Below are 25,396 nucleotides of genomic sequence, written 5' to 3'. Positions count from 1 at the left end.
CGGCGCCTTCCGTCCCTGTCGTCCCGGGTTGTCGAGCTCTATCAGCCCCTCTATCAACCCACGGACGGGACGCTCACGCCTCCCAGACGGCCGCCGCCGTACGGTCGTCGGCGTACCCCTTCACCCCCACTTGGGCGTCGGCGAGGAACCCGGCGAGGCCCGGCGGCTCGGTCGCCGCCCAGCGTTCCGCCCAGTGGGCGGCGAGCGCCGGCGCGGCGCGCAGCGGCTCGGCGAGGCCCGCGCCGCACAGCAGCAGGGTGTCACCCGGTCGGGCGACGGAGGCGCGGAAGCGGAAGGGGCCGACGGAGGGTGGGCCGCCGTCGTGCGGGGCGGCCTCCCAGTCGGCGGGCAGCTCGGGCGCGGACGGGCCGGGGGCGGTCGGGTTGGGGGCGGGCGGGTCGGGGGCGGGCGGGTCGGGGCGGTCGGGCGACCGCCGCCGAAGCCGAGCACGGGCCCGCCGACCGTGTCGTGCTCCCGCGCGTCCGGCTCCAGGTCCTGCCAGGCGCCGTCGCGCAGCCGGAACAGCCCGCCGTCGCCGACGCCGAAGAACACCCGGACCCGGCAGTCCGGATGGGCGGGCAGCAGCAGACAGCGCACCGGGGCGGTGTACGCGGCGGGGTCGATGCCTCGTTCGGCCGCGCGGGTGCGCAACCGCCCGTAGCCGCGGTCGGTGAGCCGGTGCAACCCGGACTTGAGCGCGCCGCGCCGGGCGGCGCGGATGTCCTCCGCGAGCCGTGCGTGGCTGCGGCCGACGGCCGCGCCGATCCCGTCGCACAGCTCCCGCGCGGCATCCGGCGACGCCCCGTCCCCACTGGCCACGGCCACCAGGACCAGGGCGCCGTCCCCGGTCCCGAAGCGAGCCGTGAGCAGCACGTCCCGGCGGGGCTCGCCACGGGAACGCGCCGCGTCGCCGCGCAGCGACACGGCGCGGAGGGTGAACGTCCCGTAGCGGGCGCCGTCGAGCACGGTGTCGGGCACCGGGCCGCCCGGCTCCTCCGGGTCGGCGACGGGCAGGGTGGTCGGCTCGGCCTCGTACGCGGGCGGCTCGTCGCCGACGTACCCGGACGCGGCGGCACGCCACGGCCGGGGCGCGGGAGCGGGTGCGGAGGCGGGCGCGGCGCCCGAGGACCGCCGGGGCGCAGGGGCGGGGGCGGACGGGGGCGGTGCCGCGCCGGGGCCGTCGCCACCCTCGGGAGGTCGCCACCCCTGCGGGCCACCTCCCGCGGCACCGCCCGGGCCCGGCGCGGCACCGCCCGGCTCGCGCTCGCCCTCCGTCGGGCCCCAGGGAGCCCCCGCGGCGGGCCGCTGGTCCCCGCCGGCCGGCCGTCTGCCGCCGAGGGTGCGGGACGCGGAGTCGAAGCGCTCGTCCACCGAGTCGGCCGCGGCGGCGGGCCCGGCGTCGGCCCGCGCGGGGTCGTACAACTCGCCCCACCAGTCGTTTTCGTGACGGCGTCGGTCGTCCCCCTGCTGGCTCATCCCCATATTGTCCACAGGGGAGCTTCACGCGAACACCACGCGACGGTCTCCGGGGCTCCCAAAAGGGCGCCCGACGCGGCCCCGCGCCCCCCGGCACGCCCGTCTACCCCCGGTACGCCTCCAGCAGCCGCAGCCACACCTCGCTCACCGTGGGGAACGACGGCACCGCATGCCACAGCCGCTCGATCGGCACCTCACCGGCCACCGCCACGGTCGCCGAGTGCAGCAGCTCCCCCACGCCCGGCCCCACGAACGTCACGCCGACCAGATGGCCCCGGTCCAGGTCGACGACCATGCGGGCGCGTCCGCGGTAGCCGTCCGCGTACAGGGCGGCGCCGGAGACCTGGCCGATGTCGTAGTCGACGACCCGGATGCTGCGGCCCTCGGCCTCGGCCTGTTCGGCGGTCAGCCCGACCGCGCCGACCTCCGGGTCGGTGAAGACGACCTGCGGCACCGCGCCATGGTCCGCCGTCGCCGCGTGGGCGCCCCAGCGGTCGGTCTCCAGCAGCGGTACGCCCTGGGCGCGGGCGCCGATGGCCGCGCCCGCGATCCGCGCCTGGTATTTGCCCTGGTGGGTGAGGAGCGCGCGGTGGTTGACGTCGCCCACGGCGTACAGCCAGCCGCCCGGCACGTTCCGCACCCGGCAGGTGTCGTCGACGTCCAGCCAGCCGCCGGGCGCGAGCCCGACCGTCTCCAGGCCGAGGTCGTCGGTGCGCGGTGCGCGGCCGGTGGCGAACAGCACCTCGTCGGCCTCGACGGTCTCCCCGCCGTCCAGCGTGAGCGTCACCGGCCCCTTCGCGCCGTCGCGCCGTACGGCCGTCGCGGACGTCCCCGTACGGATCTTCACCCCCGCCTCGGTGAGCGACTCCGCCACCAACTCGCCCGCGAACGCCTCCATGCGCTCCAGCAGCCCCGGGCCGCGGATCAGCATGGTGACCTCGGAGCCGAGGGCGCTCCACGCGGTGGCCATCTCGACGGCGACCACCCCGCCGCCCACCACGGCCAGCCGCCGCGGCACCGTGGACGAGCTGGTCGCCTCCCGGCTGGTCCACGGGCGGGCCTCCGCGAGGCCGGGCAGAGGGGGCAGCGCGGCGCGGCTGCCGGTGCAGATGGCCACGGCGTGCCGGGCGACCAGGAAGCGCTCCTGCCCGTCCGGCTGGCTGACCGCGATACGGCGCGGCTCGACGAGCCGCCCATGGCCGCGGACCAGGTCGATGCCCGCCGAGTCGAGCCAGCCGACCTGGCCGTCGTCCTTCCAGTTCGACACGAACGCGTCCCGGTGGGCGAGCACGGCGGCCACGTCCAGCGGCGCGTCCGGGCCCTGCCGCGCCCCGGGCGTACGCCGCGCCTCGGCGCGCGCGATGACGGGGCGCAACAGCGCCTTGCTGGGGACGCAGGCCCAGTACGAGCACTCGCCGCCGACCAGTTCGCTCTCCACGATCGCCGTGGAGAGCCCGGCAGCGCGCGCCCGGTCGGCCAGGTTCTCCCCGACCGGGCCCGCGCCCAGGACGACGACGTCGTACTCATCCGTACCGGAGTTCATCGCGACCCGCTCTCTGCCGACGGCCGACCGTGCCGACCGCCGGCGGTATGCCCGACCGTGGGATGACGCTTCCCCCATCCTCGCGTCGAGTCCCCGCCGACGGCCACCCGAATCGGACACCCGCGGGCGCCGCGCAACGCTACGGCTTGCGCTGCGGTCCGCGCTTGCGTTCGACCATGTGGCGGCCGAGCGCCTGCCGATGCTTCCACTCCCGCCGCATCTCGGACCGCAGCCGGGCGTCGGTGCGGGCCGCGAGGTAGGCGTTCTCGCGCAGCAGCTTGCGGTAACTGTCCAGCCGCCGGGGCGGCAGCGAACCGTCCTCGACCGCGGCGAGCACCGCGCACCCCGGCTCGGTCTCGTGCGCGCAGTCGTGGAAGCGGCAGTCCGCGGCGTACGCCTCGATCTCGGCGAACGCCTGCGACACCCCGCCCTCCGCGTCCCACAGCCCGACGCCGCGCAGCCCGGGTGTGTCGATGAGCGCACCGCCCGAGGGGAGCGGCAGCAGATTGCGGGTGGTCGTGGTGTGCCGCCCCTTGCCGTCGCTGTCCCGGATCTCGCGTACATCCTGGACGTCCTCGCCCACCAGGGCGTTGGCCAGCGTCGACTTGCCCGCGCCCGACTGGCCGAGGAGGACGGAGGTCCCGGCCGCGAGCAGCGCGGCCAGCACCTCCACCCCCTGCCCGGTCGTGGCGCTCACCGGCAGCACCTGCACCCCGGGGGCGGAGGTCTCGGTGTCGGCGACGAGGTGCGCCAGCGCACCCGGGTCGTCCACCAGATCCGCCTTGGTGAGGACCACGACCGGCTGCGCCCCGCTCTCCCAGGCGAGCGCCACGAAGCGCTCCACCCGCCCGAGGTCCAGCTCGGCGGCGAGCGATACGGCGATGACGGCGTGGTCGACGTTGGCGGCCAGCACCTGGCCGTCGGAGCGCTTGGACGAGGTCGACCGCGCCACTTCCGTGCGCCGCGGCAGCAGCGTCCGTACGTAGCGCGGCTCGCCCGCGTCCGCGGCGTCCACGGCGGCCCAGTCGCCGGTGCACACGACCTTCATCGGGTCACGGGGAACGACGAACTCGGTGTCGGCGCGGACGGTGCCGTCGGGCGTCACCACATCGCACCGGCCACGGTCCACCCGCACCACGCGCCCGGGGATCAGCCCCTGTCGCGCGTACGGACCGAACGCGGCCTCCCACCCATCGTCCCAGCCGTAAGGGGCGAGGACGGCGTGACGTGAGGCAGCGTCGGAAAAAGCGTTGCTCAAGCTCAAGGGAAACCCTTCGAAGGGCGGTCCCCGGCGCGCTACAGAATCTGCGGAAAGGTCAGCCGGAGACCACGGGGATGGGATTGATGCACTTCGAGACGCGGGCTGCGCAGCCCGGAACCGTGACCGTCATCAATGTCCTCACCTCCCGTTTTCCTCGCTCTCGGCGGATGCGACGCCACCATATCCCCACCGGGGACGCGGCTCCACCGATTTTCCGCGCACGGCGCGCACGGTGCGGGACCCGCGGCACCGGCGCCGGAGGCCGGGCCGTGCCCTCGACGGCCCCGGCCTCCCCTGACGGCCGCTCGCGCATGCCGCGGCGGCGCGACGGGCATCGATCGGGTCAAGGCCGCCGCGACCGCGGTCGCCGAGAATGTCCGCACCGGACCGCCCCCGATTCCCCGACATTCCTTCGAAGAACGAACGCACGGCAGGCTTTTCCGAATACCCGAGAAGGCATATGACATAGGCAATTGCACTAACCTCGTCACGGAAAGTGAACCGGCAGCGGAGAGAGTCACATCACCCCCGGACGGCGAATATCAGTTCGGGCGAGGGAAATGATGCTCTCCAAGGGCCGTGTCACTCATGCGTTCGGAGGGGGACGGGTGCAGGAGCAAGCGCGCGGTGACCACAACGAGTTGAGCGGGACGGTGCACGGCGGGGCCGTGCAGGCGGGGGCGGTCTACGGGGGGATTCACATCCGGGCCGGGGGCTCCGGCGAGGGGCGCAGGCCCCAAGTGCCGTGGCAGCTGCCACCGTTGGTGCGGATCACCGATCGGACGGCGGAGCTGGGGGCGCTGGAGGGCCATCGGGAGCGGGCGGCCGCGGAGGGGTACGGGACGCTGGCCGCGGTCAGCGGGCTGGGCGGGGTCGGGAAGACGGCGGTGGCGCTCGCGTGGCTGCACGGGCTGCGCGAGCGGTTTCCGGACGGGCAGCTCTACGCCCACCTCGGCGCCGAGGCCGCGGCCGGGCCCGTGGCGCCCGAGGAGGTGGTGGGGCGGTTCCTGCGGGCGCTGGGGGTGGAGACCGGGCAGATACCCACGGCGTTCGCCGAGCGGGTGGCGCTGTACCGCTCGCTGACCGCGGACCGGCGGCTGGTGGTGCTGCTCGACGACGCCGCGACCGCCGCGCAGGTCCGGCCGCTGCTGCCGGGCGGCCGCAACGTGACGGCCGTGACCAGCCGGTGGCGGATGCCGGGGCTGACGGTCGACGGGTGTTACGCGGTGCACCTCGATCCGCTGGCCACGGAGGCGGCGGTCGAGCTGCTGGCGGTCACGCTCGCCGACGGCCGGGTGGCCGCGCAGCCCGCGGAGGCGCGGGCGCTGGTCGAACTGTGCGCCGGGCTGCCGCTGGCGGTGCGGGTGGCCGCGGGCGACGGTGCGCGCCCTCGCGGCTTACTGGAGGCGTTGGCCATCGAAGGGGACCACAACGTGCGGGCCGCTCTGGACCTGTCGTACCAGGGGCTGCCGCCCGAGGCCGCCCGGCTGTACCGGCGCTTGGGCCTGCATCCGGGCCCGGAGTTCGGGAGCGCGGTGGCGGGGGCGGCGCTGGGCGGCGGGGACGCGTCCGGGCCACTGGATCTGCTGTACGACGCGAATCTGCTCATCGACGCCGGGGACGAGCGCTACCGCTTCCACGACCTCGTACGGCTGCACGCCGCCGAGAAGGCGGAGGCGGACGAGACCGCGGAGGAGCGCGCGGCGGCGCTGCGCCGCATCGCCGACCACTACCTCGCCACCGCGACCCGCGCCGAGGAGATCGTCGATCCGCAGCATCGGACCCTGGCCCGGGACTACGGGCCAACGGACCCTGTGTGCGCGGAATTCGGCGAGGACACCGACGCGGCGCTGGGCTGGCTGGAGAGCGAACTGCCCAATCTGATGGCGGTGATCCGCATCGCCCGTCCCGCCGGTTTCCCGACCGTCGCCTGGCAGCTCGCCGACGCCCTGTGGCCGCTGTTCCTGCGCCGGAAGTTCTACGGGGACTGGCGGGCCGCCCACCGCGAAGGGCTGCTGGCCGCGGAGGAGCTGGGGGACGCGGTCGCGGAGTGCCGGATGCTGACCTCGGGCGGGATGGGCGAGCTGGGCATCGGCGACCACGAACGGGCCCTGGAGATGTTCGAGCGCGCGGCTGGTACGTTCCGCGACAGCGGCAACGCGCTCGGCCACGCCCGTACGCTCAACTACCAGGGCCTGGCCCATCAGCGGCTGGGCCGCCTGGACCGGGCGGCCGAGCTGTTCGCCCGGGCCGCCGCGGAGTTGCCAGGAGTCGGCGACGCGCGGGCCGGTGGACTGGCCCGGCTCAACCTCGCCGACATCGCCCTGGAGCGGGGGCTGTGGGAGCAGGCGGCGACGGACGCCGACGCCGCGCACACCACCCTGAACGAGGCGGGCGACGCGTACAACGCCGCCCGCGCGGCCACCCTGCTCGGCCGCGCACACCTCGGCCGGGACCAACTCGGCCCCGCGGAGGAGCGGCTGTCCGCGGCGCTGACCACTCTGCGCGGCATGGCCGCGCACTACGAGACGGCGCGCGCCGTGGAGAGCCTGGCCACGCTCGCCGAGCGGCGTGGCCAGCCGGACCTGGCCCGGGAGCGCTACCGGGAGGCCCTGGACCTCTACTCGGCGGTGGGCCGTTCGAAGTCGGCCCACGCCGAGGCCGTACGCACCCGGCTCGGGCGGCTGGAAGACCCCGGTACGGACCGCACCGAGGACACGGACGGCACCGCGGACCCGCCGGACTGACCCCACACCAGCCGCATCGGCACCGTCCCCAGCTCCGCGGCGGGGAGCCCGGCCACCAGCCAGGTGTGGGCCACCGAGGCCCACACCGCCCACGGCGGCCCGGCCGCCGGGCACCGCGCGCGCAGCGTGAGCGCGAGCCCGTCGGGTCCCAGCCGCATCCAGAGGTCGGGCCCCCGGTGCACCGCCACCACCAGGGCACCGGGGTGCCCGGCGGCCAGCGCGGCGGCCTGCCGATGCGGCTCGGTCCCGGCTTCCGCCGCGGCCAGCAGCACATCCGCGAGCGGGGAGAGCGAGGGCATCGGCGCGGGGAGCACGACCCGCAGATGCTCGTCCGCGGTTCGGAAGACGGTCCGGGAGGCAGTCCAGGAGACGGTCCGGGAGGCAGTCCGGGAAGCGGCCCCGGAAGCGGCCCGGGAGACCGTCCCGGGAGCGGCCCTGGAGGCCCGCGTACCCCGCGCACCGCGCCCCGCGCACAACAGCGCGACCCGGACGCGGCCCGTCAGCACCCCGGGGGCGGGCCCGGTCACCACGGCGGTCGCCGTGGCCGCACGGCTCATCGCGGTCACCGGCGTCATGACACGGCCCCCGGCGGCATGCCACCCGGCGCGACGCTGCCCGGCTCGTCGTACGGCACCGTGAACGGCAGCCGGGCGGGCTCGGTGGTCGGCCGCCCGGCGGGCGCCCGCAGCCGTAGCTTGCGGTAGAGCAGCGCGCGCATCTTGCGGGCGAACCGGCCCGGTTCCGAGGTGATCCGGTCCGCCACCCGCTGGTGGCGGTGCGCCCGGTACGTCGCCGAGCTGCGCTTGAACTGCTCGCGCAGCGGACGGTCCTCGTGCAGCCGGGGCGCGAACGAGCCCAGTTCGGCCAGCGGCGACCGGGGGTCGACATCGCCGTCGGGCAGGGCGGCCATCAGGACGGGCACCCCGGTCATCGCGCCGTAGAGCGTGACCGAGCCGTGGTCGCCGACGATGTAGTCGGCCGCGACGAGCGCCCCGACCCAGTCGGCGTAGTGGCTGAGCACGGTGAGCCCGGAGCGGCCCAGCCGGGCGAGCCAGGCGCGGACCTGCCACTCGCCGTGTGCGTTCCACACATGAGGGTGCAACAGCGCGGCGACCCGGAACTCCTCTTTCGGCAGCTCCGCCACCAGCCGCTCCAGCACCTCGAACCCCCGTCCCAGCAGCGAGTTCGGCCCCCAGGTGGAGCAGGCGAGCACGAGCCGCTGCCGGGCCCGGGCGCCCAGCGCCTCCCGGTACAGGGCGCGGGCGGGCAGGCTCGCGGTGATGCGGTCGAAGCACGGGTCGCCGACCACCTCCGCGACGGGCAGCGCCTCGGGGCACTCCCGGCCCAGCCGGGCCAGCTCCTCCTGGTGCGCCAGGACGATGGCCTCGGGCACCACGGCCCCGTCCCGTACCAGCCGCTGCCTGCTGAGCCCGTAGACACTGCGCTGCGCCGCCACCGCGCGGCCCCGCCGCCGACCGGGCACGATCTTGTTGTGTCCGGCGCCGTGCGGCAACACGATGACGGGCGCGTGCAGTTCGTGCAGGCTGCCGTGGCCCGCGGCCAGCGCCAGGTCGAACGGCGTCTGCACCGCCTGGCTCCAGGGCAGCACCAGCCCCCGCAGCCCCTCCAGGAACGCGGCGACGCCGTTGCTGAACACATCGGGCGCCGCGGTGAAGAACACCTGTACCCGCGCGTCGCCCTCCAGCAGCCGGATGGCGTCCAGCAGCCGCTGTCCGGCGGTCACCGTGTGCACCACGGCCAGGACCCTTCGGCGGATCTCCCGGGTGGCCCAGTACTCGACGTCCGGGCGCACCGGCACATGGCGCGGGTGGGCTTCCAGCATGGTCACGCTCATCGGTTCGACTTCCCCCGGTCTTCCTTTTCGGGCCACGCGCCCGATTCCGGTCGGCGACCCGGTCGGCCGCCGGAGGAGGGCGTGCCCGGGGGACTGGATGCGGAGGTTGCAGAATTCCTGCACCGGCCCTGCGGTCCTGCGTGCGCCCCGCGGTGACGAACGACCTGATCACAGCGGTGAGGCCGTGCGCCCGGCACGCACCCGTGCGCCTCTGTCCGCCACCCGGCTTCGCGGCAACAGTGAAATTGAGTGCCGTACGAACGTGCGCGGGCCGCCGGACACGGCGGGGAGAAGCACACCCATCGGGGGCCGACGGTGAAACTGCTTGCTCTGGGACCCCTTGAACTATGGCATCACGAGCGGCGTCACACGCTCGGTTCGGTGAAAGAGCGCTGTGTGCTCGCCGTGCTGGTCCACGCCCGCGGCGAACCGGTCACCGCCGACACGCTGATGGAGCGGGTCTGGGACGGTGATCCGCCGCCGACCGGCCTGGACACGCTCCAGAGCTATCTGTCCCGGCTGCGCAAACGGCTCAGCCAGGCCGTCGGGGACCGGGCGGAGGTCGAGCGGACGTCGCCGCGGCTGTACCGGCTGCGGGTCGATCCGGAGGACATCGATCTGCTGCGCTTCCAGCGGCTACGCAACGACGCGGGTGCGGCGGCCGCACGCGGCGAGCAGGAGCGGGCCGTGGGGCTGCTGCGGGCCGCCGAGGAGCTGTGGCGGGGCGAGCCGCTGACGGAGTTCACCGGCGCCTGGGCGGCGGCGGCCCGCACCCGGCTGGTCGAGGACCACCGCCGGGTGCGGGAGGAACGGATCCGGCTTCAGCTGGAGTTGGGGCAGCACGCGGACCTCATCGGCGAGCTGCGCGAGCTGGCCGCGCAGAACCCGTACGCCCAGAGGGTGATCGCCTCGCTGATGCTGGCGCTCTACCGCTCCGGGCGGGAGGACGAGGCGCTCACCGTCTACCGGGACACCCGGCGGTTGCTGCGGCAGGACCAGGGCATCGAGCCCGGGGCGGAACTGCGCGCACTGCATCAGCGCATCCTCGATCAGGACCGCGCGCTGATGGGCACCGGCCGCCCGGCCACGCCCCCACCCGCACCCCCGGTCCGCGAGCCCGGCAACACCCTCCCGCGCGACGTCCGGGAGTTCACCGGACGGACGAGCGAATTACGCATCCTGCTGACCGCAACCACCACTGCCGGGGACGACGGCGGGCCCGGGGACGACGGCGGGCTGCCCCTCACCGTCATCCACGGCATGCCCGGCGTCGGCAAGACCGCGCTGGCCATCCGCGCCGCGAACGGGCTGTGCGGCGCGTATCCGGCCGGGCAGTTCTACGTGGACCTCCACGCCTACGGCGGACAGCAGCCCTGCGCCCCCGCCGAGGCGCTCGCCGTCCTGCTGCACGCCTCCGGCGCGCCCGGCCCGCTCCCCCACTCGCTGGACGAACGCGCGGCCCGGTGGCGCGCCTGGACCGCCCGCCACCGGGTGCTCGTCCTCCTCGACAACGCCCGGGACGCCGCCCAGGTCGGCCCGCTGCTGCCGGGCTCCCCCGGCTGCCGTGCGATCGTCACCAGCCGCAACCGGCTGGTCGGGCTGAACGGCGCCACCTCGCTCCATCTGGACGTCCTCTCCGAGGCGGAGGCCATCGCGCTCTTCACCCGGATCGCGGGCCCCGCCCGGCTCGCCGCCTCCCCCTCCGCTTCCGACGCCGAGGCGCTGCGGCGGGTGGTGTCCGCGTGCGGCTGCCATCCCCTGGCCGTCCAGCTGCTCGCCAGCCGCTTCCGGCACCGGGACTCCTGGGACCTGCACCACCTCCTGGACCGGCTGGCGGAAGCCACCGATCCGCTGGACGAGTTCGACCCCGCGGTGGCATCGGCCTTCCAGCTCTCGTACGCCGAACTCAGCGCCCCCGCCCAGCGCTTGTTCCGCAGGCTCGCCCTGCACACCGGCCCCGACATCACCCTCCGCGCGGCCACCGCGCTCGCCGGGCCGGAGGCCGCGCGGATCCGGCGGGTGGTCGAAGAGCTGCTGGACAGCCATCTGCTGGAGGAACCCGTGCGCGACCGCTACCGGTTCCACGACCTCGGCCGCGCGTTCGGCCTCCAGATCTGTGCCCGGGAGGAGCCCGAATCCGCCCGCCACGAGGCCGTCGAGCGGCTGCTCGGCTACCACCTCACCGCCGCACACCGCGCCGACCGCCTCGTCCATCCGCATCGACGGCCCCGGCCGCCCGGCCCGCCCCAGGAGTCCCCGTACGCGCCCGAGTTCGCCGACGCCGACGAGGCGGTCGTGTGGCTCACCCTGGAGCGGGCCAACCTGTTGGCCGCGGCCCGCACCGCGCCCGGCCGCTCCCCGTCGTACGCGGCCCTCTTCCCGCACGTGCTGGCGGGCGCGCTGAAGACCTGGGGGACCTGGGACACCGCCGCCGAGCTGTACGGCGCCGCCCTGACCGTCCTGCGCACCCGCCGCGACCGGCCCGCCCTCGCCAGAACCCTCGTCGAACGCGCGGAGGTGCTGGCCCAGAAGCGCCACGACGAGGCCCAGCGCTGCGCCACCGAGGCCCTGATCCTCTTCCGCGGCCTCCGCGATCCGCACGGCTGCGCCGACGCCCTCCTCCAGTCCGGGCGCGCCCATCTCGCCGCGGGCCACGGCGAGATGGCCCTGCGGGTCCTGGACCGGGCCATCGGGCGCTACCGGCAGGTCGGCGACCGCGGCGGGGAAGCGGACTGCCTCAACATCCAGGGCGCGGCGCTGCACTACGCGGGCCGGTACGCCGAGGCGCTGGAGCGGGTGCGGGCCATGCTCAGCGTCCACGAAGCGCTCGGCAACCTCCCCGGGCAGGCCAAGGCGCTCAACAACCTGGGCGAGCTCTTCTACCTCCGGGAGCGCTACGAGGACGCCCGCGCCCACTACGAACGCTCCCTCGCCCTGGTGCGGCAGTTCGGCGGCCGTCAGGAGCTGGCCATCCTCGACACCAACCTCGGCCGGGTGCACCAGGCCACCGGGGACACCGCGCGGGCGCTGAAGTGTTTCCGGCACGCCCTCGACAGCCACCGGGCGGCCGGGGACACCCTCGGTGAGGCGAACGTGCTGATCAGCATGGGGACCGCGTACGCCGAAAGCGGCCGCACGGACGAGGCGTTGCGCCACTTCGCGCAGGCGGACCGGGCGGCCCGCAGCATCGACAACGCGTACGAACGGCAGCGGGCGCTCATCGGCACGGCCGACGCACACCACCGCTCGGGACACCTCGCCACCGCCACGGAGGTCTACCGGCAGGCGCTGGCCCTGGCCCAGGGCATCGGTTTCCCGCTCGGCTGCGCCCACGCCCTCGCGGGGCTGGCCCGTACGGCGCTGTCCGCCGCGGACCGGGAGAGCGCACACCACCACGGCGCACAGGCGGTGGCCCTGTACGAGAGCCTGGAAGCGGGGGTGGAGGCGGAGCGGCTGCGGTGTCTTCTCGACGGGCCACATGGCGCCGCCGGGCGCCTGACGTAGCGTCACGCGCCCGGCGGGTGGTGCGGGGTCTCGGTCAGGCCGCCACCTGGTGACCTGCCGACATGTGCGTCAGCCACATCCACTGATCGGATTCGGCGACGGTCGCCAGGCTCACGACGAGTACGGCCGCGGTGGCCACGACGACGAAAAAGCTCCGTGCGCTACTGCTCACAACGCCCCTAAGGGAGACAGGAGTTACCGGGGAACACCTTGATCGCCAAGGCGTGGCAAAGGTATACACCCAATCGCAGCAGCGCAGAAACGTTTGGCATATGCCCCGTCAGATCCGCTTCCGCCACACCAGCGCGGCGGACACCGGGTGGTGGCGGAAACGCTCCCACTTCGGCTTCACGGACAGCCACCGCTCGTCCACCACACCCTCCCGCATCTCGGCGAGTGTCCAGCCCGCGCCCAGCCCCGCCGTGATGTGTTCGCTGAGCAAATGGACATGGGTGCTGATGGCGACCGACTCGCCCGTGCCGCTGGTGAAGTGGGTCGGCATGCCCGTGGTCATGATGAAGTGCGGGTGGAAGGCCACCACCACACAGGCCGCGCCGGGCTCCGCGAGCCGCCACGCCTCGTCGTAGAACGGGCGCAGCTCGGGCAGGTGTTCGTCGATGAGCGAGGCGATGACCAGGTCGTACGCGCCCGCGTCGAGACCGGTGGCGCGGACGTCGCCCTCGATGAGGCGGTCGTGGACGCCGCGGGCGCGGGCGCGGTCGAGCATTTCGGGGGTGAGGTCGACTCCGTCGATCGCGGGCACCCCGTTGCGTCGCAGCCACGTGGCGGTGCGGCCGGTGCCGCAGCCGAGGTCGGCGGCGCGGCGGACGGAGGCCCATCGGGGGTCGGTGAGTTCGTCGAGGAGGGCGAGGTCCATGACGTCCTCGACGGTCTGCTCGTAGGTCTCGACCCACTGCCCGTAGCCGGTGGCGACGTCCACCGTGCGGTATCCGCGCGTGTCGAAGTCGGAGAAGTGAACCATGCGCCGCAGTATCGGCGACCGCCGGGACGGGGCGCGACGGGTTTTACGCCGGGGGCGCCCCGTCCCGCGTGGCGCCGTCCTCCGCGGCCCTGACCTCTGGCTGCCTGGCTTCGGACTGCCCGGCTTCGGGCTGCCCAACGTCGGGACGCCCGGGCTCGGTCCGCTGTGCCTCGGCCCGCTTCGGCTCGCGCTCCGCGCCCGACTCGCGGTCGCGCTTGCCGTGGTGGTGCAGCCGACTCCGTATGTCCGCGTGGGGCAGGAACTGGGCCCACCGCTCGGGGAACTCCGACGGCGGGGCGATCTCGGCCGACCCGTCGTCGGCCGTGCGCTGCTGCCGGGCGCGCCCCAGGGCCGCCTGTTCCCGGGTCCAGGCCGCCCGCTGGGCGCGGCCGGCGGCGGTGGCGACCGAGGGCCACACCCGGTCGATGGCGGCGTTGACGGCCGCGCCGACGAGCACCGCGAAGGCGGACACGCCGATCCACAGCAGGACGGCCACGGGCGCCGCGAGCGATCCGTAGATCGTCGGGCCCTCCACGGTGTGGATGAGGTAGATCCGCAGCAGGAAGCTGCCGAGCACCCACATGGTGAGCGCCACCAGCGCCCCCGGGATGTCCTCCCGCCACGCGGAGCGCACCGGCACCGACACGTGGTACAGCGTGGTGAGGAAGGCGACGGACAGCAGGATCACGGTGGGCCAGTACAGGAACCGTACGAGGGTGGCGCTGGACGGCACGAAGTCCACCACGGTCTCCGGGCCGATGACCATCAGCGGCAGCGCCACCGCCCCGATGATGAGGGCCACCAGGTAGAGGAGGAAGGCGAGCAGCCGGGTCCGGACGATGCCGCGGCGCCCCTCCAGCCCGTACATGATGGTGATGGTGTCCACGAACACGTTCACCGCGCGGGAGCCGGACCACAGCGCGATGCCGAAGCCGAGCGAGATGACATCGGGGCGGCCGCCCTCGATGACGTCGTCCAGGAGCGGCCGGGCGATCTCCTTGACGCCCTTGTCGGAGAGCACGGTGCCCGAGGCGTCGAGGATGTTCTGCCGGATGGTGGCCACGGTGTCGGTGTCGGTCCAGGCGTCGAAGTAGCCGAGCAGCCCGATCAGGCCGAGCAGCAGCGGCGGCAGCGAGAGCAGGGTGAAGAAGGCGGCCTCGGCGGCGAGTCCGGTGACCCGGTACTCCATGCAGGAGTTGACGGTGTCCTTCAGCAGCAGCCAGGCCATCCTGCGCTTGGACACGTTGCGGTACATGGCGCGGGCCTTGTTCAGCCGTCCGGACGGCTTCGGGATGTCTTCTGCTGGCTGCACGCCCCAACCGTATCCGGCGCCCTTCGGCCTGACGGACACGTCACCGCTGCACAACGGCCGGAACGCGTCGGCGGAGGGGACGCCGCGCCGACTCGGCACCGCCCTCCGCCCGCTGCGGACACTGTCCGCGCCCGGTGCGCCGGGCGGCAAAGGTTGCGTCGCGTTGCACCTCACGTCGATCAGCCACTGAGCGGTACCTGTCAGACAAGGGCCGGTACCCGTCGACAAGGGTCGGTACCCGTCAGGCCAGGGTCGGTACCTGTCACGGCCCGATCCATGGTTGGCTTTCCCCCATGGCCATCGACGTGACCACCTGGTCCCTGGAGCAGACCTCGTCCACGGACCTCATCCCGGCGCGGGAGCCCGCGGCCGAGGCGGGGGTGCGGATCGTCCGCGCCGAGGTGCCGAGCCCCGAGTTCAGCCGCTTCCTCTACACGGCCGTCGGAGCGGACAACGACTGGACCGACCGGCTGGAGTGGTCGCACCAGCGGTGGCTGGAGTTCCTGGACCGGCCCGGGGCGGAGACGTGGGTCGCGTACGAGCGCGGCACCCCGGCCGGGTACATCGAGCTGGACCCGCAGGACGCGGGCGTGGTGGAGATCTCGTACTTCGGGCTGCTGCCCGCCTTCCGGGGCCGCCGCATCGGCGGGCACCTGCTGACCTGGGGCGCCCGCCGGGCCTGGGACCTGGCCGACCGCTGGCCCGGTCTGCCGCCGACCAAGCGGGTGTGGGTGCACACGTGCAGCAAGGACGGGCCGTACGCGCTCGACAACTACCGCCGCCGGGGCTTCCGGGTCTTCGACGTCAAGACCGAGACGGAAGGGTGACCAACCCCACACCGTCCCACAAAACGAGACAGAGACGTCCGGATAGTGGACAAAGGTGGACTCGCCGAAGAGGGGCGTGCCACGCTTCCCTCATGTCTCGAGCTGGAATTGCCTTGGTGAGTCGACGCCACGTCGACCTCGGCCGCATGTCCAGCGCGATCTGTCCGGCGAGCTGAGGCACTCAGCAGGGCCCGTACCGGCCCCCGGACCACCTCCTCGCACTTCCCGCCGCCCCCGATGACGTGGGCGAGCGCGCACGCCTCACACCCCCATCGCCCACCGCACCGGTATCCGCCGCAGCGCCGTGCCCGCCTGCGCTCCTGCGCAGGTCAGAGCGTGCGCGCGAGAGCATCCGCCGCACCGAGCCGCTCAGAAGGACACACACCGCCATGCCCGCCACACCGGAACGCGCAGCAGCCACGCCCCGCCGTAAGGCCGGACGCCATCGCGGCGAAGGCCAGTGGGCCGCGGGTCACTTCACCCCGCTCAACGGCAACGAGCAGACCAAGAAGGACGACGACGGTCTCAATGTGCGGACACGCATTGAGACGATCTACGCCCACCGTGGTTTCGACTCCATCGACGGTGCCGACCTGCGCGGCCGGATGCGCTGGTGGGGCCTGTACACCCAGCGCAAGCCCGGGATCGACGGCGGCAAGACCGCCATCCTGGAGCCGGAGGAGCTGGACGACGAGCACTTCATGATGCGGGTCCGGATCGACGGCGGGCGGCTGACCACCGAGCAGCTGCGGGTCGTCGGCGAGATCTCGGAGGAGTTCGCGCGCGGCACCGCCGACATCACCGACCGGCAGAACGTCCAGTACCACTGGATCCGGATCGAGGACGTCCCCGAGATCTGGAAGCGGCTGGAAGCGGTCGGCCTGTCCACCACCGAGGCGTGCGGCGACACCCCCCGCGTGATCATCGGCTCCCCGGTCGCCGGGATAGCCGAGGACGAGATCATCGACGGCACCCCCGCCATCGAGGAGATCCACCGCCGCTACATCGGCAGCAAGGAGTTCTCCAACCTGCCGCGCAAGTTCAAGACCGCGGTCTCCGGCTCCCCGGTGCTCGACGTCGTGCACGAGATCAACGACGTCGCGTTCGTCGGCGTGCGCCACCCCGAACACGGCCCCGGCTTCGACCTGTGGGTCGGCGGCGGGCTGTCCACCAACCCCAAGATCGGCGTCCGGCTCGGCGCCTGGGTGCCGCTGGAGGACGTCCCGGAGGTCTGGGCCGGGGTCACCTCGATCTTCCGCGACTACGGCTACCGGCGGCTGCGCACCCGCGCCCGGCTGAAGTTCCTGGTCGCCGACTGGGGCCCGGAGAAGTTCCGCCAGGTGCTGGAGGAGGAGTACCTGAAGCGCCCGCTGGCCGACGGCCCGGCGCCCGATGAGCCCGTCCAGCGGTGGCGCGACCACATCGGCGTCCACCGCCAGCAGGACGGCCGCTACTACGTCGGCTTCGCACCGCGCGTCGGCCGGGTGGACGGCACGACCCTGACCAAGATCGCCGACCTGGCCGAGGCCCACGGCTCCGGGCGGCTGACCACCACCGTCGAGCAGAAGATGATCGTGCTCGATGTGACCGAGGACCAGGTCGAGTCGCTGGTGTCCGGGCTGGAGGCGCTGGACCTCCAGGTCAAGCCGTCCCCGTTCCGGCGCGGCACGATGGCCTGCACCGGCATCGAGTTCTGCAAGCTCGCGATCGTCGAGACCAAGGCGCGCGGCTCCTGGCTCATCGACGAGCTGGAGCGCCGGCTGCCCGAGTTCGACGAGCCGCTCACCATCAACCTCAACGGCTGCCCGAACGCCTGCGCCCGCATCCAGGTCGCGGACATCGGTCTCAAGGGCCAGCTGGTCATGGACGACAACGGCGAGCAGGTCGAGGGCTACCAGGTGCACCTGGGCGGCGCGCTCGGCCTGGACCCGGGCTTCGGCCGCAAGGTGCGCGGCCTGAAGGTCACCGCCGCCGAACTCCCCGACTACGTCGAGCGCGTGCTGCGCCGCTTCCAGGAGGAGCGCGAGGACGGCGAGCGGTTCGCCACCTGGGCGGGGCGTGCGAGTGAGGATGCTCTCAAGTGAGCGAGCCTCGGCGCGCGGCGCTGGCTGGACTGAGGAGCCGCGCAGCGACGAAGGAGCGAGCAGTGACGAGGGAAGCCAGCGCGTCGGAGCGCGCCGAGGCTGAGCGGGAGGCACGGTGAGCGAGCGCGCGGCCCCGTTCTACTGCCCCTATTGCGGGGACGAGGACCTGCGGCCCTCCGAGGAGGGCCACGGGTCCTGGGAATGCGCGTCCTGCAATCGGGCGTTCCGCCTGGCGTTCCTCGGGCTGCTGGCCAAGGGCCTGCGGCGCGACCAAGCCGGAGAAGGGGACACATCGATATGACCCAGCTTCAGCAGCACACCGATCTCGAAGCGCTCGCCACGCAGGCGGGCCGCGACCTCGAGGACGCCCCGGCGCTCGACATCCTGCGCTGGGCGGCCGACACGTTCGGGCCGCGGTTCTGTGTCACCTCCTCGATGGAGGACGCGGTGGTGGCCCATCTCGCCTCCCGGGTGTTCCCCGGTGTCGACGTGGTGTTCCTCGACACCGGCTACCACTTCCCGGAGACCATCGGCACCCGTGACGCGGTGGCGGCCGTGATGGACGTCAACGTCATCACCCTCACCCCGCGCCAGACGGTGGCCGAGCAGGACGCCGAGTACGGGCCGAAGCTGCACGACCGCAACCCCGACCTGTGCTGCGCCCTGCGCAAGGTGCAGCCGCTTGAGGAAGGGTTGAAGGAGTACGACGCGTGGGCCACCGGGCTGCGCCGCGACGAGTCCCCGACCCGGGCGAACACCCCGGTCGTGAGCTGGGACAACAGGCGACAGAAGGTGAAGATATCGCCCATAGCGCGCTGGACCCAGGCCGATGTGGACGCGTACGTAGCAGAACACGGTGTGCTGACCAACCCCCTGCTCATGGACGGATATCCTTCCGTCGGCTGCGCGCCCTGCACCCGCCGGGTGCTGGAGGGCGAGGACGCCCGGTCGGGCCGCTGGGCGGGGAGCAACAAGACGGAATGCGGACTGCACGGCTGATGGCTGTCGACCAGGAGAACGAGATGAGCGCGCCGATACACACCGGAGCCACCGTGTGGCTGACCGGTCTGCCGAGCGCCGGAAAGACGACGATCGCGTACGCGCTCGCGGAGCGGCTGCGCAGCGAGGGCCATCGGGTGGAGGTGCTGGACGGCGACGAGATACGCGAGTTCCTCTCCGCCGGGCTCGGCTTCTCGCGCGAGGACCGGCACACCAATGTGCAGCGGATCGGCTTCGTGGCCGAGCTGCTGGCCTCCAACGGGGTCAAGGTGCTGGTGCCGGTGATCGCGCCGTTCGCGGACAGCCGTGAGGCGGTGCGCAAGCGCCACCAGGCCGAGGGCACCGCGTATCTGGAGGTGCACGTCGCGACGCCGGTCGAGGTGTGCTCCGAGCGCGACGTCAAGGGGCTGTACGCGAAGCAGGCGGCGGGCGAGATCAAGGGGCTGACCGGGGTCGACGACCCGTACGAGGCCCCGGCCGACCCGGATCTGCGGATCGAGACCCATGAGCAGGGTGTCCTGGAATCGGCGACGGCGTTGCGTGGACTGCTGAGCGAGAGGGGACTGGCATGACGACCGTGGCTCCGATCAACGGGACCGGATCCGGTGCGAGCGAGGGCGACCTCTACGCGCTCTCGCACCTGGACGCACTGGAGTCCGAGGCGGTGCACATCTTCCGCGAGGTGGCGGGCGAGTTCGAGCGGCCGGTGATCCTGTTCTCCGGCGGCAAGGACTCCATCGTCATGCTGCACCTGGCGCTGAAGGCCTTTGCGCCCGCGCCGGTGCCGTTCTCGCTGCTGCACGTGGACACCGGGCACAACTTCCCCGAGGTCATCGACTACCGGGACCGCACCGTCGCCGAGCACGGGCTGCGCCTGCACGTGGCGTCCGTGCAGGAGTTCATCGACGACGGGCGGCTGCGGGAGCGCCCGGACGGCACCCGCAATCCGCTCCAGACGGTGCCGCTGCTGGACGCCATCGAGAAGAACCGCTTCGACGCGGTGTTCGGTGGTGGCCGCCGGGACGAGGAGAAGGCGCGCGCCAAGGAGCGGGTGTTCTCGCTGCGCGACGAGTTCGGCGGCTGGGACCCGCGCCGTCAGCGCCCCGAGCTGTGGCAGCTGTACAACGGCCGGCACTCCGCCGGTGAGCACGTGCGCGTGTTCCCGCTGTCCAACTGGACCGAGCTGGACGTGTGGCAGTACATCGAGCGCGAGAAGATCGAGCTTCCGCAGATCTACTACGCGCACGAGCGCGAGGTGTTCCGGCGCAGCGGCATGTGGCTGGCCCCCGGTGAGTGGGGCGGTCCGAAGGACGACGAGACGGTGGAGCGGCGCCAGGTGCGCTACCGCACGGTGGGCGACATGTCGTGCACCGGTGCCGTCGAGTCGGACGCGGTCACGATCGAGCAGGTCATCGACGAGATCGCGGCATCCCGCCTGACCGAGCGGGGTGCGACGCGCGCCGACGACAAGCTGTCGGAGGCCGCCATGGAGGACCGGAAGCGCGAGGGGTACTTCTAGTCATGACGAGCAATCTCAGTGCCGAGGAGCAGGCCGTGGTGACCGCGGTGGAGCAGTCCGCGGCCTCCTCCCAGCTGCGCTTCGCGACCGCCGGTTCGGTGGACGACGGCAAGTCGACCCTGGTCGGGCGGCTGCTGCACGACTCCAAGTCGGTGCTGGCCGACCAGTTGGAGGCGGTCGAGCACGCGTCGCGCAGCCGTGGCCAGGAGGCCCCGGACCTGGCGCTGCTGACCGACGGGCTGCGGGCGGAGCGCGAGCAGGGCATCACCATCGATGTCGCGTACCGCTACTTCGCCACCCCGCGGCGGCGGTTCATCCTCGCCGACACCCCGGGCCATGTGCAGTACACCCGCAACATGGTCACCGGCGCTTCCACCGCGGAGCTGGCGGTGGTCCTGGTGGACGCGCGCAACGGCGTGGTGGAGCAGACCCGGCGGCACGCCGCGGTCGCCGCCCTGCTGCGGGTCCCGCACGTCGTCCTGGCCGTCAACAAGATGGACCTGGTGGACTACGCGGAGCCGGTGTTCGCCGCGATAGCCGAGGAGTTCACGACGTACGCGGCCTCGCTGGGCGTCCCCGAGATCACCGCCATCCCGATCTCGGCGCTGGCCGGGGACAACGTGGTGACCGCGTCCGCGAACATGGACTGGTACGGCGGGCCGACCGTGCTGGAGCACCTGGAGACGGTGCCGGTGGGCACCGACCCGTCGCAGGACCCGGCGCGCTTCCCGGTGCAGTACGTGATCCGTCCGCAGAGCGCGGAGCACCCCGACTACCGCGGCTACGCGGGCCAGGTGGCCTCCGGTGTGCTGCGGGTCGGTGACGAGGTGACGGTGCTGCCGTCCGGCCGTACGAGCACCATCACCGGGATCGACGCGCTGGGCCAGTCCGCCGAATTGGCCTGGGCGCCGCAGTCGGTGACGCTCCGGCTCGCCGACGACCTCGACATCTCGCGCGGCGACGTCCTCGCCCCGAGCGCGCACGCGCCCACCCCCACCCAGGACGTCGAGGCGACCGTGTGCCATCTGCACGACCGGCCGCTGCGGGTCGGGGACCGGGTGCTGCTCAAGCACACCACCCGGACGGTGAAGGCCATCGTCAAGGACATCCCGTCCCGGCTCACGCTCGCCGACCTGTCGCACCACCCGGCGCCGGGTGAGCTGGCCGCCAACGACATCGGCCGCGTCGTCCTGCGGACGTCGGAGCCGCTGGCGCTGGACGCGTACGCCGCCTCCCGCCGCACCGGGTCCTTCCTGCTGATCGACCCGGCCGACGGCACGACGCTGACCGCGGGCATGGCGGGCGACTCGTTCGCCGAGCAGGCGTCGGGCGCGGACGGCGCGGACGGCGCCGACGCGGGCGACGATGACGGGTGGGATTTCTGACCATGGCCGGTGAGGTGTTCTCGACGTTCGCGAAGGAGGGCGGCCGCGTAGGCAGCGGCGCCCTGGGCAGTGGTCAGGGCGGAGTCGGGCGATGTGTGCGCTGAACCGCGCCTTCCCCGCTCTGCCGTCCCACTCCGTACGAAGATCGTCTGAACTGCCGGGCGCCCCCTGACATCGGGCCGCCCGGCCCTCCGAGAGGAACACCTCCCGTGTCGTCTGCCACTCCGCGTGCCATAGCGCCCTCGCCCCGCCGCCGTACCACCCGCCTGCTGGCGGCCTCCGCCGTCCTCCCGCTGCTGATCGGCTCGCTCGGCGCCTGCGGCTACGGCTCGAAGAAGGCCGACGACGGACCGAAGGTCGAGGCGAAGGGCAAGAAGGTCGACGGCCTCGACGAGGTGAAGGTCGGCTACTTCGCCAACGTCACCCACGCCACCCCGATGGTCGACCGCCAGGAAGGTCTGATCCAGAAGGAGCTGGGCGGCACGGAGGTCAAGCCGTTCATCTTCAACGCGGGCCCCTCCGAGATCGAGGCGCTCAACGCGAAGTCCATCGACATCGGCTGGATCGGCCCCTCCCCCGCCATCAACGGCTACACCAAGTCCGGCGGCCAGAACCTCAAGATCATCTCGGGTTCGACGTCCGGCGGCGTGTCGCTCGTGGTCAACCCGGACAAGATCAAGTCCGTCGATGACCTCAAGGGCAAGACCATCGCGACGCCGCAGAAGGGCAACACGCAGGACGTGGCCCTCCTCAACTACCTTGCCGAAAAGGGCTACAAGGTCGACCCGCAGACCGGCAAGGGCGATGTGAACGTCCTCCGGCAGGACAACAAGGAAATCCCGACGACCCTCAAGACGGGCGGTGTCGACGGCGCATGGGTGCCCGAGCCGACCGCGTCGAAGATCGTCTCCCAGGGCGGCAAGGTGCTGCTGGACGAGAAGAAGCTGTGGAAGGACGGCAAGTTCGTCATCACGAACATGATCGTCTCCAAGCAGTTCCTCAAGGAGCACCCGAAGGTCGTCGAGGCGGTGCTGCGCGGCTCGGTGAAGACCAACGCCTGGATCAAGTCCCACCCGGACAAGGCCGCCCAGGACATCAACACCTCGCTGAAGCAGATCACCGGCAGCGATCTGCCCCCCAACGTGCTCGACCCGGCGTTCAAGAACATCGACGTCACCAATGACCCGCTGGCCTCCACGCTCCAGGACGAGGCGCAGCACGCGGTCAAGGCAGGTCTGCTGGAGAAGCCCCGTCTCAAGGACATCTACGACCTCACGCTGCTCAACAAGGTCCTCAAGGCCCAGGGCGAGCCGGAGGTCGACTCCGCCGGACTCGGCAGCAAGTAGGGCCTCGCCGCCTTGGATCCCGTCAGCAAACGCAGTCCTCAGGAGGTGACGGCCATGACCGCTACGCTCACCCAAAAGCCCGTCGACAAGAATGGCGCGGGTACCTATGCCGCGCGTTTCGACCACGTGTCGAAGTCGTTCGGCCGCCCCGGCGCGCAGCAGCTGGTGCTGGACGACATCACGCTCGATGTCGCACCAGGCGAGTTCGTCTGCCTCCTGGGTGCCTCGGGGTGTGGCAAGTCCACGCTCCTCAACCTCGTCGCCGGTCTCGACAAGCCGACCGGCGGCAGCATCGACGTCCCGGGCGGGCGACCCGCCCTGATGTTCCAGGAGCACGCGCTCTTCCCGTGGCTCACCGCGGGCAAGAACATCGAACTCGCGCTGCGCATGCGCGGGGTGCCGCGCGCCGAGCGGCGCGACGAGGCCGAGCGGCTGCTGGAGCTCGTACGCCTCAAGGGCGCGCACGGCAAGCGGGTGCACGAGCTGTCCGGCGGCATGCGGCAGCGGGTCGCGATGGCCCGCGCGCTGGCGCAGGACAGCCGGCTGCTGCTGATGGACGAGCCGTTCGCCGCGCTCGACGCCATCACCCGCGACGTGCTGCACGACGAGCTGACCCGCATCTGGAGGGAGACGAATCTGTCCGTCCTCTTCGTCACGCACAACGTGCGCGAGGCGGTCCGGCTCGCCCAGCGCGTGGTCCTGATGTCCTCCCGGCCCGGGCGCGTCGCCCGCGAGTGGGACGTCGAGATGCCGCAGCCGCGCCGGATCGAGGACGCGGCCGTCGCCGACCTGTCCGTCGAAATCACCGAACAGCTCCGTGGGGAGATTCGCCGACATGGCCAGCACTGAGGCCCAGCAGGACGCCTCCGCAAAGACCCCGGCCGACGCCGAGGCCGCCCCCGACCAGCTCGCGGGGCTCGAAGCGGGCCTGGACGCCCTGGAGACCCGGGTCAAGGACCGGGTGCCGGTCAGCCGGGTCCTGCTCGACAAGGTGCTGCCGCCGGTCGTCGCCATCGTGATCGTGCTGGCGCTCTGGCAGCTCGCCTACACCCTGGAGCTGAAGCCGCACTACCAGCTGCCCAGCCCGGTCGACGTCGGCCACTCGCTCCAGGAGAAGTGGCTGGACGGCACGCTGCTGGGGTACGTGTGGCACAGCGTGTCGCGTGGCGCGCTCGGTTTCGCCGCCTCGCTGGTCATCGGCACGCCGCTGGGCCTGCTGGTGGCGCGCGTGCGGTTCGTACGGGCGGCCATCGGCCCGATCCTGTCCGGCCTCCAGTCGCTTCCGTCGGTCGCCTGGGTGCCGGCCGCGATCATCTGGTTCGGGCTGACCGACTCCACCATCTACGCGGTGGTGCTGCTCGGCGCGGTCCCCTCCATCGCCAACGGCCTGGTCTCCGGCGTCGACCGGATCCCGCCGCTATACCTGCGCGCGGGCCGTACGATCGGCGCGACCGGCGTCGCCGGGATCCGGCACATCCTGCTCCCGGCCGCGCTGCCCGGCTACATCGCGGGACTCAAGCAGGGCTGGGCGTTCTCCTGGCGCTCCCTGATGGCCGCCGAGCTGATCGCCACCTCCCCCGACCTGGGCACCGGCCTCGGCCAGCTGCTCGACCAGGCCCGCGTGGACCAGGACATGTCCCTCGTGCTCGCCGCCATCCTGCTCATCCTCATCGTCGGCATCGGCATCGAGCTGCTGATCTTCGCCCCGATCGAGCGGCGGGTGCTGCGCAGCCGCGGCCTGCTGGCGAACGCCCGCTGAACGGAAACCACGGAAGCATCATGTCTGCCCCGACCTTCCTCCTCGTTGCCCACGGCAGCCGCGACCCCCGCCACGCGGCGACCGTCGACGCGCTGTGCGCGCGGGTGCGGTCGCTGCGGCCGGGGCTGCGCGTCGAACCGTCCTTCCTGGAGTTCAACGCACCACGGGTGGGCCAGGTCCTGGACCGGCTCGCCGCGGAGGGGGCGGACGAGGTGGTCGCCCTCCCCCTCCTGCTGACCCGCGCCTTCCACGCGAAGGCCGACATCCCGGCGGTCCTGCGCGAGAACACGGCCCGCCACCCCCGCCTGACCGTGCGCCAGGCCGATGTCCTGGGCCCCTCCCCGCTCCTCGTGGAGGCCCTGGAACACCGCCTGTACGAGGCCGGGCTGCGCCCCGGCGACCGGCACCGGACCGGCATCGTCCTGGCCTCGGCGGGCTCCACCGACCCGGAGGCGATCGCGGTGATCGCTGAAATCGCGCGGGAGTGGCGGCACACCGGATGGTGCGCCGTGCGACCCGCGTTCGCCTCCGCTTCCCTCCCCCGCACCGAGGACGCGGTGCGCGCCCTGCGCGCCGAGGGCGTCGAGCGGGTGGCGGTGGCGCCGTACGTCATCGCCCCCGGCCGCCTCCCCGACCGCATCGCGCACGGCGCCGAGGCGGCGGGCGCGGACACCCTGGCCGACGTCCTCGGCCCGGCGCCCGAGCTGGCCCGGCTGCTGCTGACGCGCTACGACGAGGCGCGGGCGGCGCAGCGGGTCCTGCTGACCGCCTGAGCGCTCCGCCTCACCGGCGCGGCG

General features: G+C 73.0%; 20 protein-coding genes. 13 read left to right on the top strand and 7 right to left on the bottom strand.

The features are described 5' to 3' along the window. Nucleotides 1-120: 120 nt before the first annotated feature. From HYQ63_RS32370 to rsgA, 3 genes are all read right to left on the bottom strand, one after another. Nucleotides 121-1,476: a protein phosphatase 2C domain-containing protein gene (locus tag HYQ63_RS32370; protein WP_306664853.1), complete on the bottom strand. Its 1,356-nt coding sequence runs from the start codon at nt 1,474-1,476 to the stop codon at nt 121-123. 103 nt (nt 1,477-1,579) lie between these two features. Continuing rightward, complete coding sequence (locus HYQ63_RS32365) at nt 1,580-3,019, bottom strand: NAD(P)/FAD-dependent oxidoreductase (protein WP_179937338.1); 1,440 nt, start codon at nt 3,017-3,019, stop codon at nt 1,580-1,582. A 139-nt stretch (nt 3,020-3,158) separates the two neighbouring features. Further along, on the bottom strand, nt 3,159-4,277 hold the full coding sequence (gene rsgA, locus HYQ63_RS32360) for a ribosome small subunit-dependent GTPase A (RefSeq protein ID WP_373689168.1): 1,119 nt from the start codon (nt 4,275-4,277) through the stop codon (nt 3,159-3,161). Nucleotides 4,278-4,843: 566 nt separating this feature from the next. On the opposite strand from rsgA, the gene HYQ63_RS32355 reads away from it, so the two are divergent. After that, on the top strand, nt 4,844-7,027 hold the full coding sequence (locus tag HYQ63_RS32355) for an NB-ARC domain-containing protein (RefSeq protein WP_179940713.1): 2,184 nt from the start codon (nt 4,844-4,846) through the stop codon (nt 7,025-7,027). A 571-nt stretch (nt 7,028-7,598) separates the two neighbouring features. On the opposite strand, the gene HYQ63_RS32350 is transcribed toward HYQ63_RS32355, so the two are convergent. Continuing rightward, entirely contained in the window at nt 7,599-8,882 is a 1,284-nt protein-coding gene (locus HYQ63_RS32350) for a hypothetical protein (RefSeq protein ID WP_179937336.1), read from the bottom strand. Nucleotides 8,883-9,263: 381 nt separating this feature from the next. Here HYQ63_RS32350 and HYQ63_RS32345 point away from each other — a divergent pair, with 381 nt between their 5' ends. Next, complete coding sequence (locus HYQ63_RS32345) at nt 9,264-12,386, top strand: BTAD domain-containing putative transcriptional regulator (RefSeq protein ID WP_306664852.1); 3,123 nt, start codon at nt 9,264-9,266, stop codon at nt 12,384-12,386. Nucleotides 12,387-12,420: 34 nt separating this feature from the next. Here HYQ63_RS32345 and HYQ63_RS32340 read toward each other — a convergent pair whose 3' ends face one another. From HYQ63_RS32340 to HYQ63_RS32330, 3 genes are all read right to left on the bottom strand, one after another. Next, complete coding sequence (locus HYQ63_RS32340) at nt 12,421-12,558, bottom strand: hypothetical protein (protein WP_179937334.1); 138 nt, start codon at nt 12,556-12,558, stop codon at nt 12,421-12,423. Between the two features lie 108 nt (nt 12,559-12,666). Then, nucleotides 12,667-13,368 (bottom strand): class I SAM-dependent methyltransferase, encoded by a 702-nt coding sequence (locus tag HYQ63_RS32335; RefSeq protein WP_179937333.1) that lies wholly within the window; start codon nt 13,366-13,368, stop codon nt 12,667-12,669. Between the two features lie 43 nt (nt 13,369-13,411). Then, a complete protein-coding gene (locus HYQ63_RS32330; protein WP_257232282.1) occupies nt 13,412-14,680 on the bottom strand; it encodes a YihY/virulence factor BrkB family protein in 1,269 nt (422 codons plus the stop codon). Between the two features lie 293 nt (nt 14,681-14,973). Between HYQ63_RS32330 and HYQ63_RS32325 the strand changes: the two genes are divergently transcribed. The 11 genes from HYQ63_RS32325 (at nt 14,974) to HYQ63_RS32275 (ending at nt 25,372) form a co-directional block, all read left to right on the top strand. After that, entirely contained in the window at nt 14,974-15,507 is a 534-nt protein-coding gene (locus HYQ63_RS32325; protein WP_179937332.1) for a GNAT family N-acetyltransferase, read from the top strand. Between the two features lie 389 nt (nt 15,508-15,896). Further along, complete coding sequence (locus HYQ63_RS32320; protein ID WP_179937331.1) at nt 15,897-17,591, top strand: nitrite/sulfite reductase; 1,695 nt, start codon at nt 15,897-15,899, stop codon at nt 17,589-17,591. A 115-nt stretch (nt 17,592-17,706) separates the two neighbouring features. Continuing rightward, nucleotides 17,707-17,892, top strand: a complete 186-nt coding sequence (locus HYQ63_RS32315) for a hypothetical protein (protein ID WP_179937330.1) — start codon at nt 17,707-17,709, stop codon at nt 17,890-17,892. Continuing rightward, the gene (locus HYQ63_RS32310) at nt 17,889-18,590 is read left to right on the top strand and encodes a phosphoadenylyl-sulfate reductase (protein WP_179937329.1); all 702 of its coding nucleotides are present in this window, start codon (nt 17,889-17,891) and stop codon (nt 18,588-18,590) included. Before HYQ63_RS32315 ends, HYQ63_RS32310 begins: the two co-directional genes overlap by 4 nt. Then, a complete protein-coding gene (gene cysC / locus HYQ63_RS32305) occupies nt 18,590-19,162 on the top strand; it encodes an adenylyl-sulfate kinase (RefSeq protein WP_373689167.1) in 573 nt (190 codons plus the stop codon). The genes HYQ63_RS32310 and cysC overlap by 1 nt, the downstream gene beginning before the upstream one ends. After that, the gene (gene cysD, locus HYQ63_RS32300; protein ID WP_179937327.1) at nt 19,159-20,109 is read left to right on the top strand and encodes a sulfate adenylyltransferase subunit CysD; all 951 of its coding nucleotides are present in this window, start codon (nt 19,159-19,161) and stop codon (nt 20,107-20,109) included. The genes cysC and cysD overlap by 4 nt, the downstream gene beginning before the upstream one ends. Before the next feature lie 2 nt (nt 20,110-20,111). Continuing rightward, complete coding sequence (locus tag HYQ63_RS32295) at nt 20,112-21,494, top strand: sulfate adenylyltransferase subunit 1 (RefSeq protein ID WP_179937326.1); 1,383 nt, start codon at nt 20,112-20,114, stop codon at nt 21,492-21,494. A gap of 209 nt (nt 21,495-21,703) precedes the next feature. Then, nucleotides 21,704-22,840, top strand: a complete 1,137-nt coding sequence (locus HYQ63_RS32290) for an aliphatic sulfonate ABC transporter substrate-binding protein (RefSeq protein WP_179937325.1) — start codon at nt 21,704-21,706, stop codon at nt 22,838-22,840. A 54-nt stretch (nt 22,841-22,894) separates the two neighbouring features. Beyond that, nucleotides 22,895-23,689 carry an ABC transporter ATP-binding protein gene (locus HYQ63_RS32285; protein WP_179937324.1) on the top strand — a complete coding sequence of 265 codons (795 nt, stop codon included), beginning with the start codon at nt 22,895-22,897 and terminating at the stop codon, nt 23,687-23,689. After that, nucleotides 23,676-24,599 (top strand): ABC transporter permease, encoded by a 924-nt coding sequence (locus HYQ63_RS32280; RefSeq protein WP_179937323.1) that lies wholly within the window; start codon nt 23,676-23,678, stop codon nt 24,597-24,599. Before HYQ63_RS32285 ends, HYQ63_RS32280 begins: the two co-directional genes overlap by 14 nt. Nucleotides 24,600-24,619: 20 nt before the next feature. Further along, nucleotides 24,620-25,372 carry a sirohydrochlorin chelatase gene (locus HYQ63_RS32275; protein ID WP_179937322.1) on the top strand — a complete coding sequence of 251 codons (753 nt, stop codon included), beginning with the start codon at nt 24,620-24,622 and terminating at the stop codon, nt 25,370-25,372. Nucleotides 25,373-25,396 lie beyond the last annotated feature (24 nt).

It is taken from the genome of Streptomyces sp. Rer75 (genome assembly GCF_013414305.1).
In the GTDB taxonomy this organism is placed as follows: domain Bacteria; phylum Actinomycetota; class Actinomycetes; order Streptomycetales; family Streptomycetaceae; genus Streptomyces; species Streptomyces himastatinicus.
The sequence above is the reverse complement of the archived record's forward strand: the minus strand, read 5'-3'. Positions and strand labels throughout refer to the sequence as shown.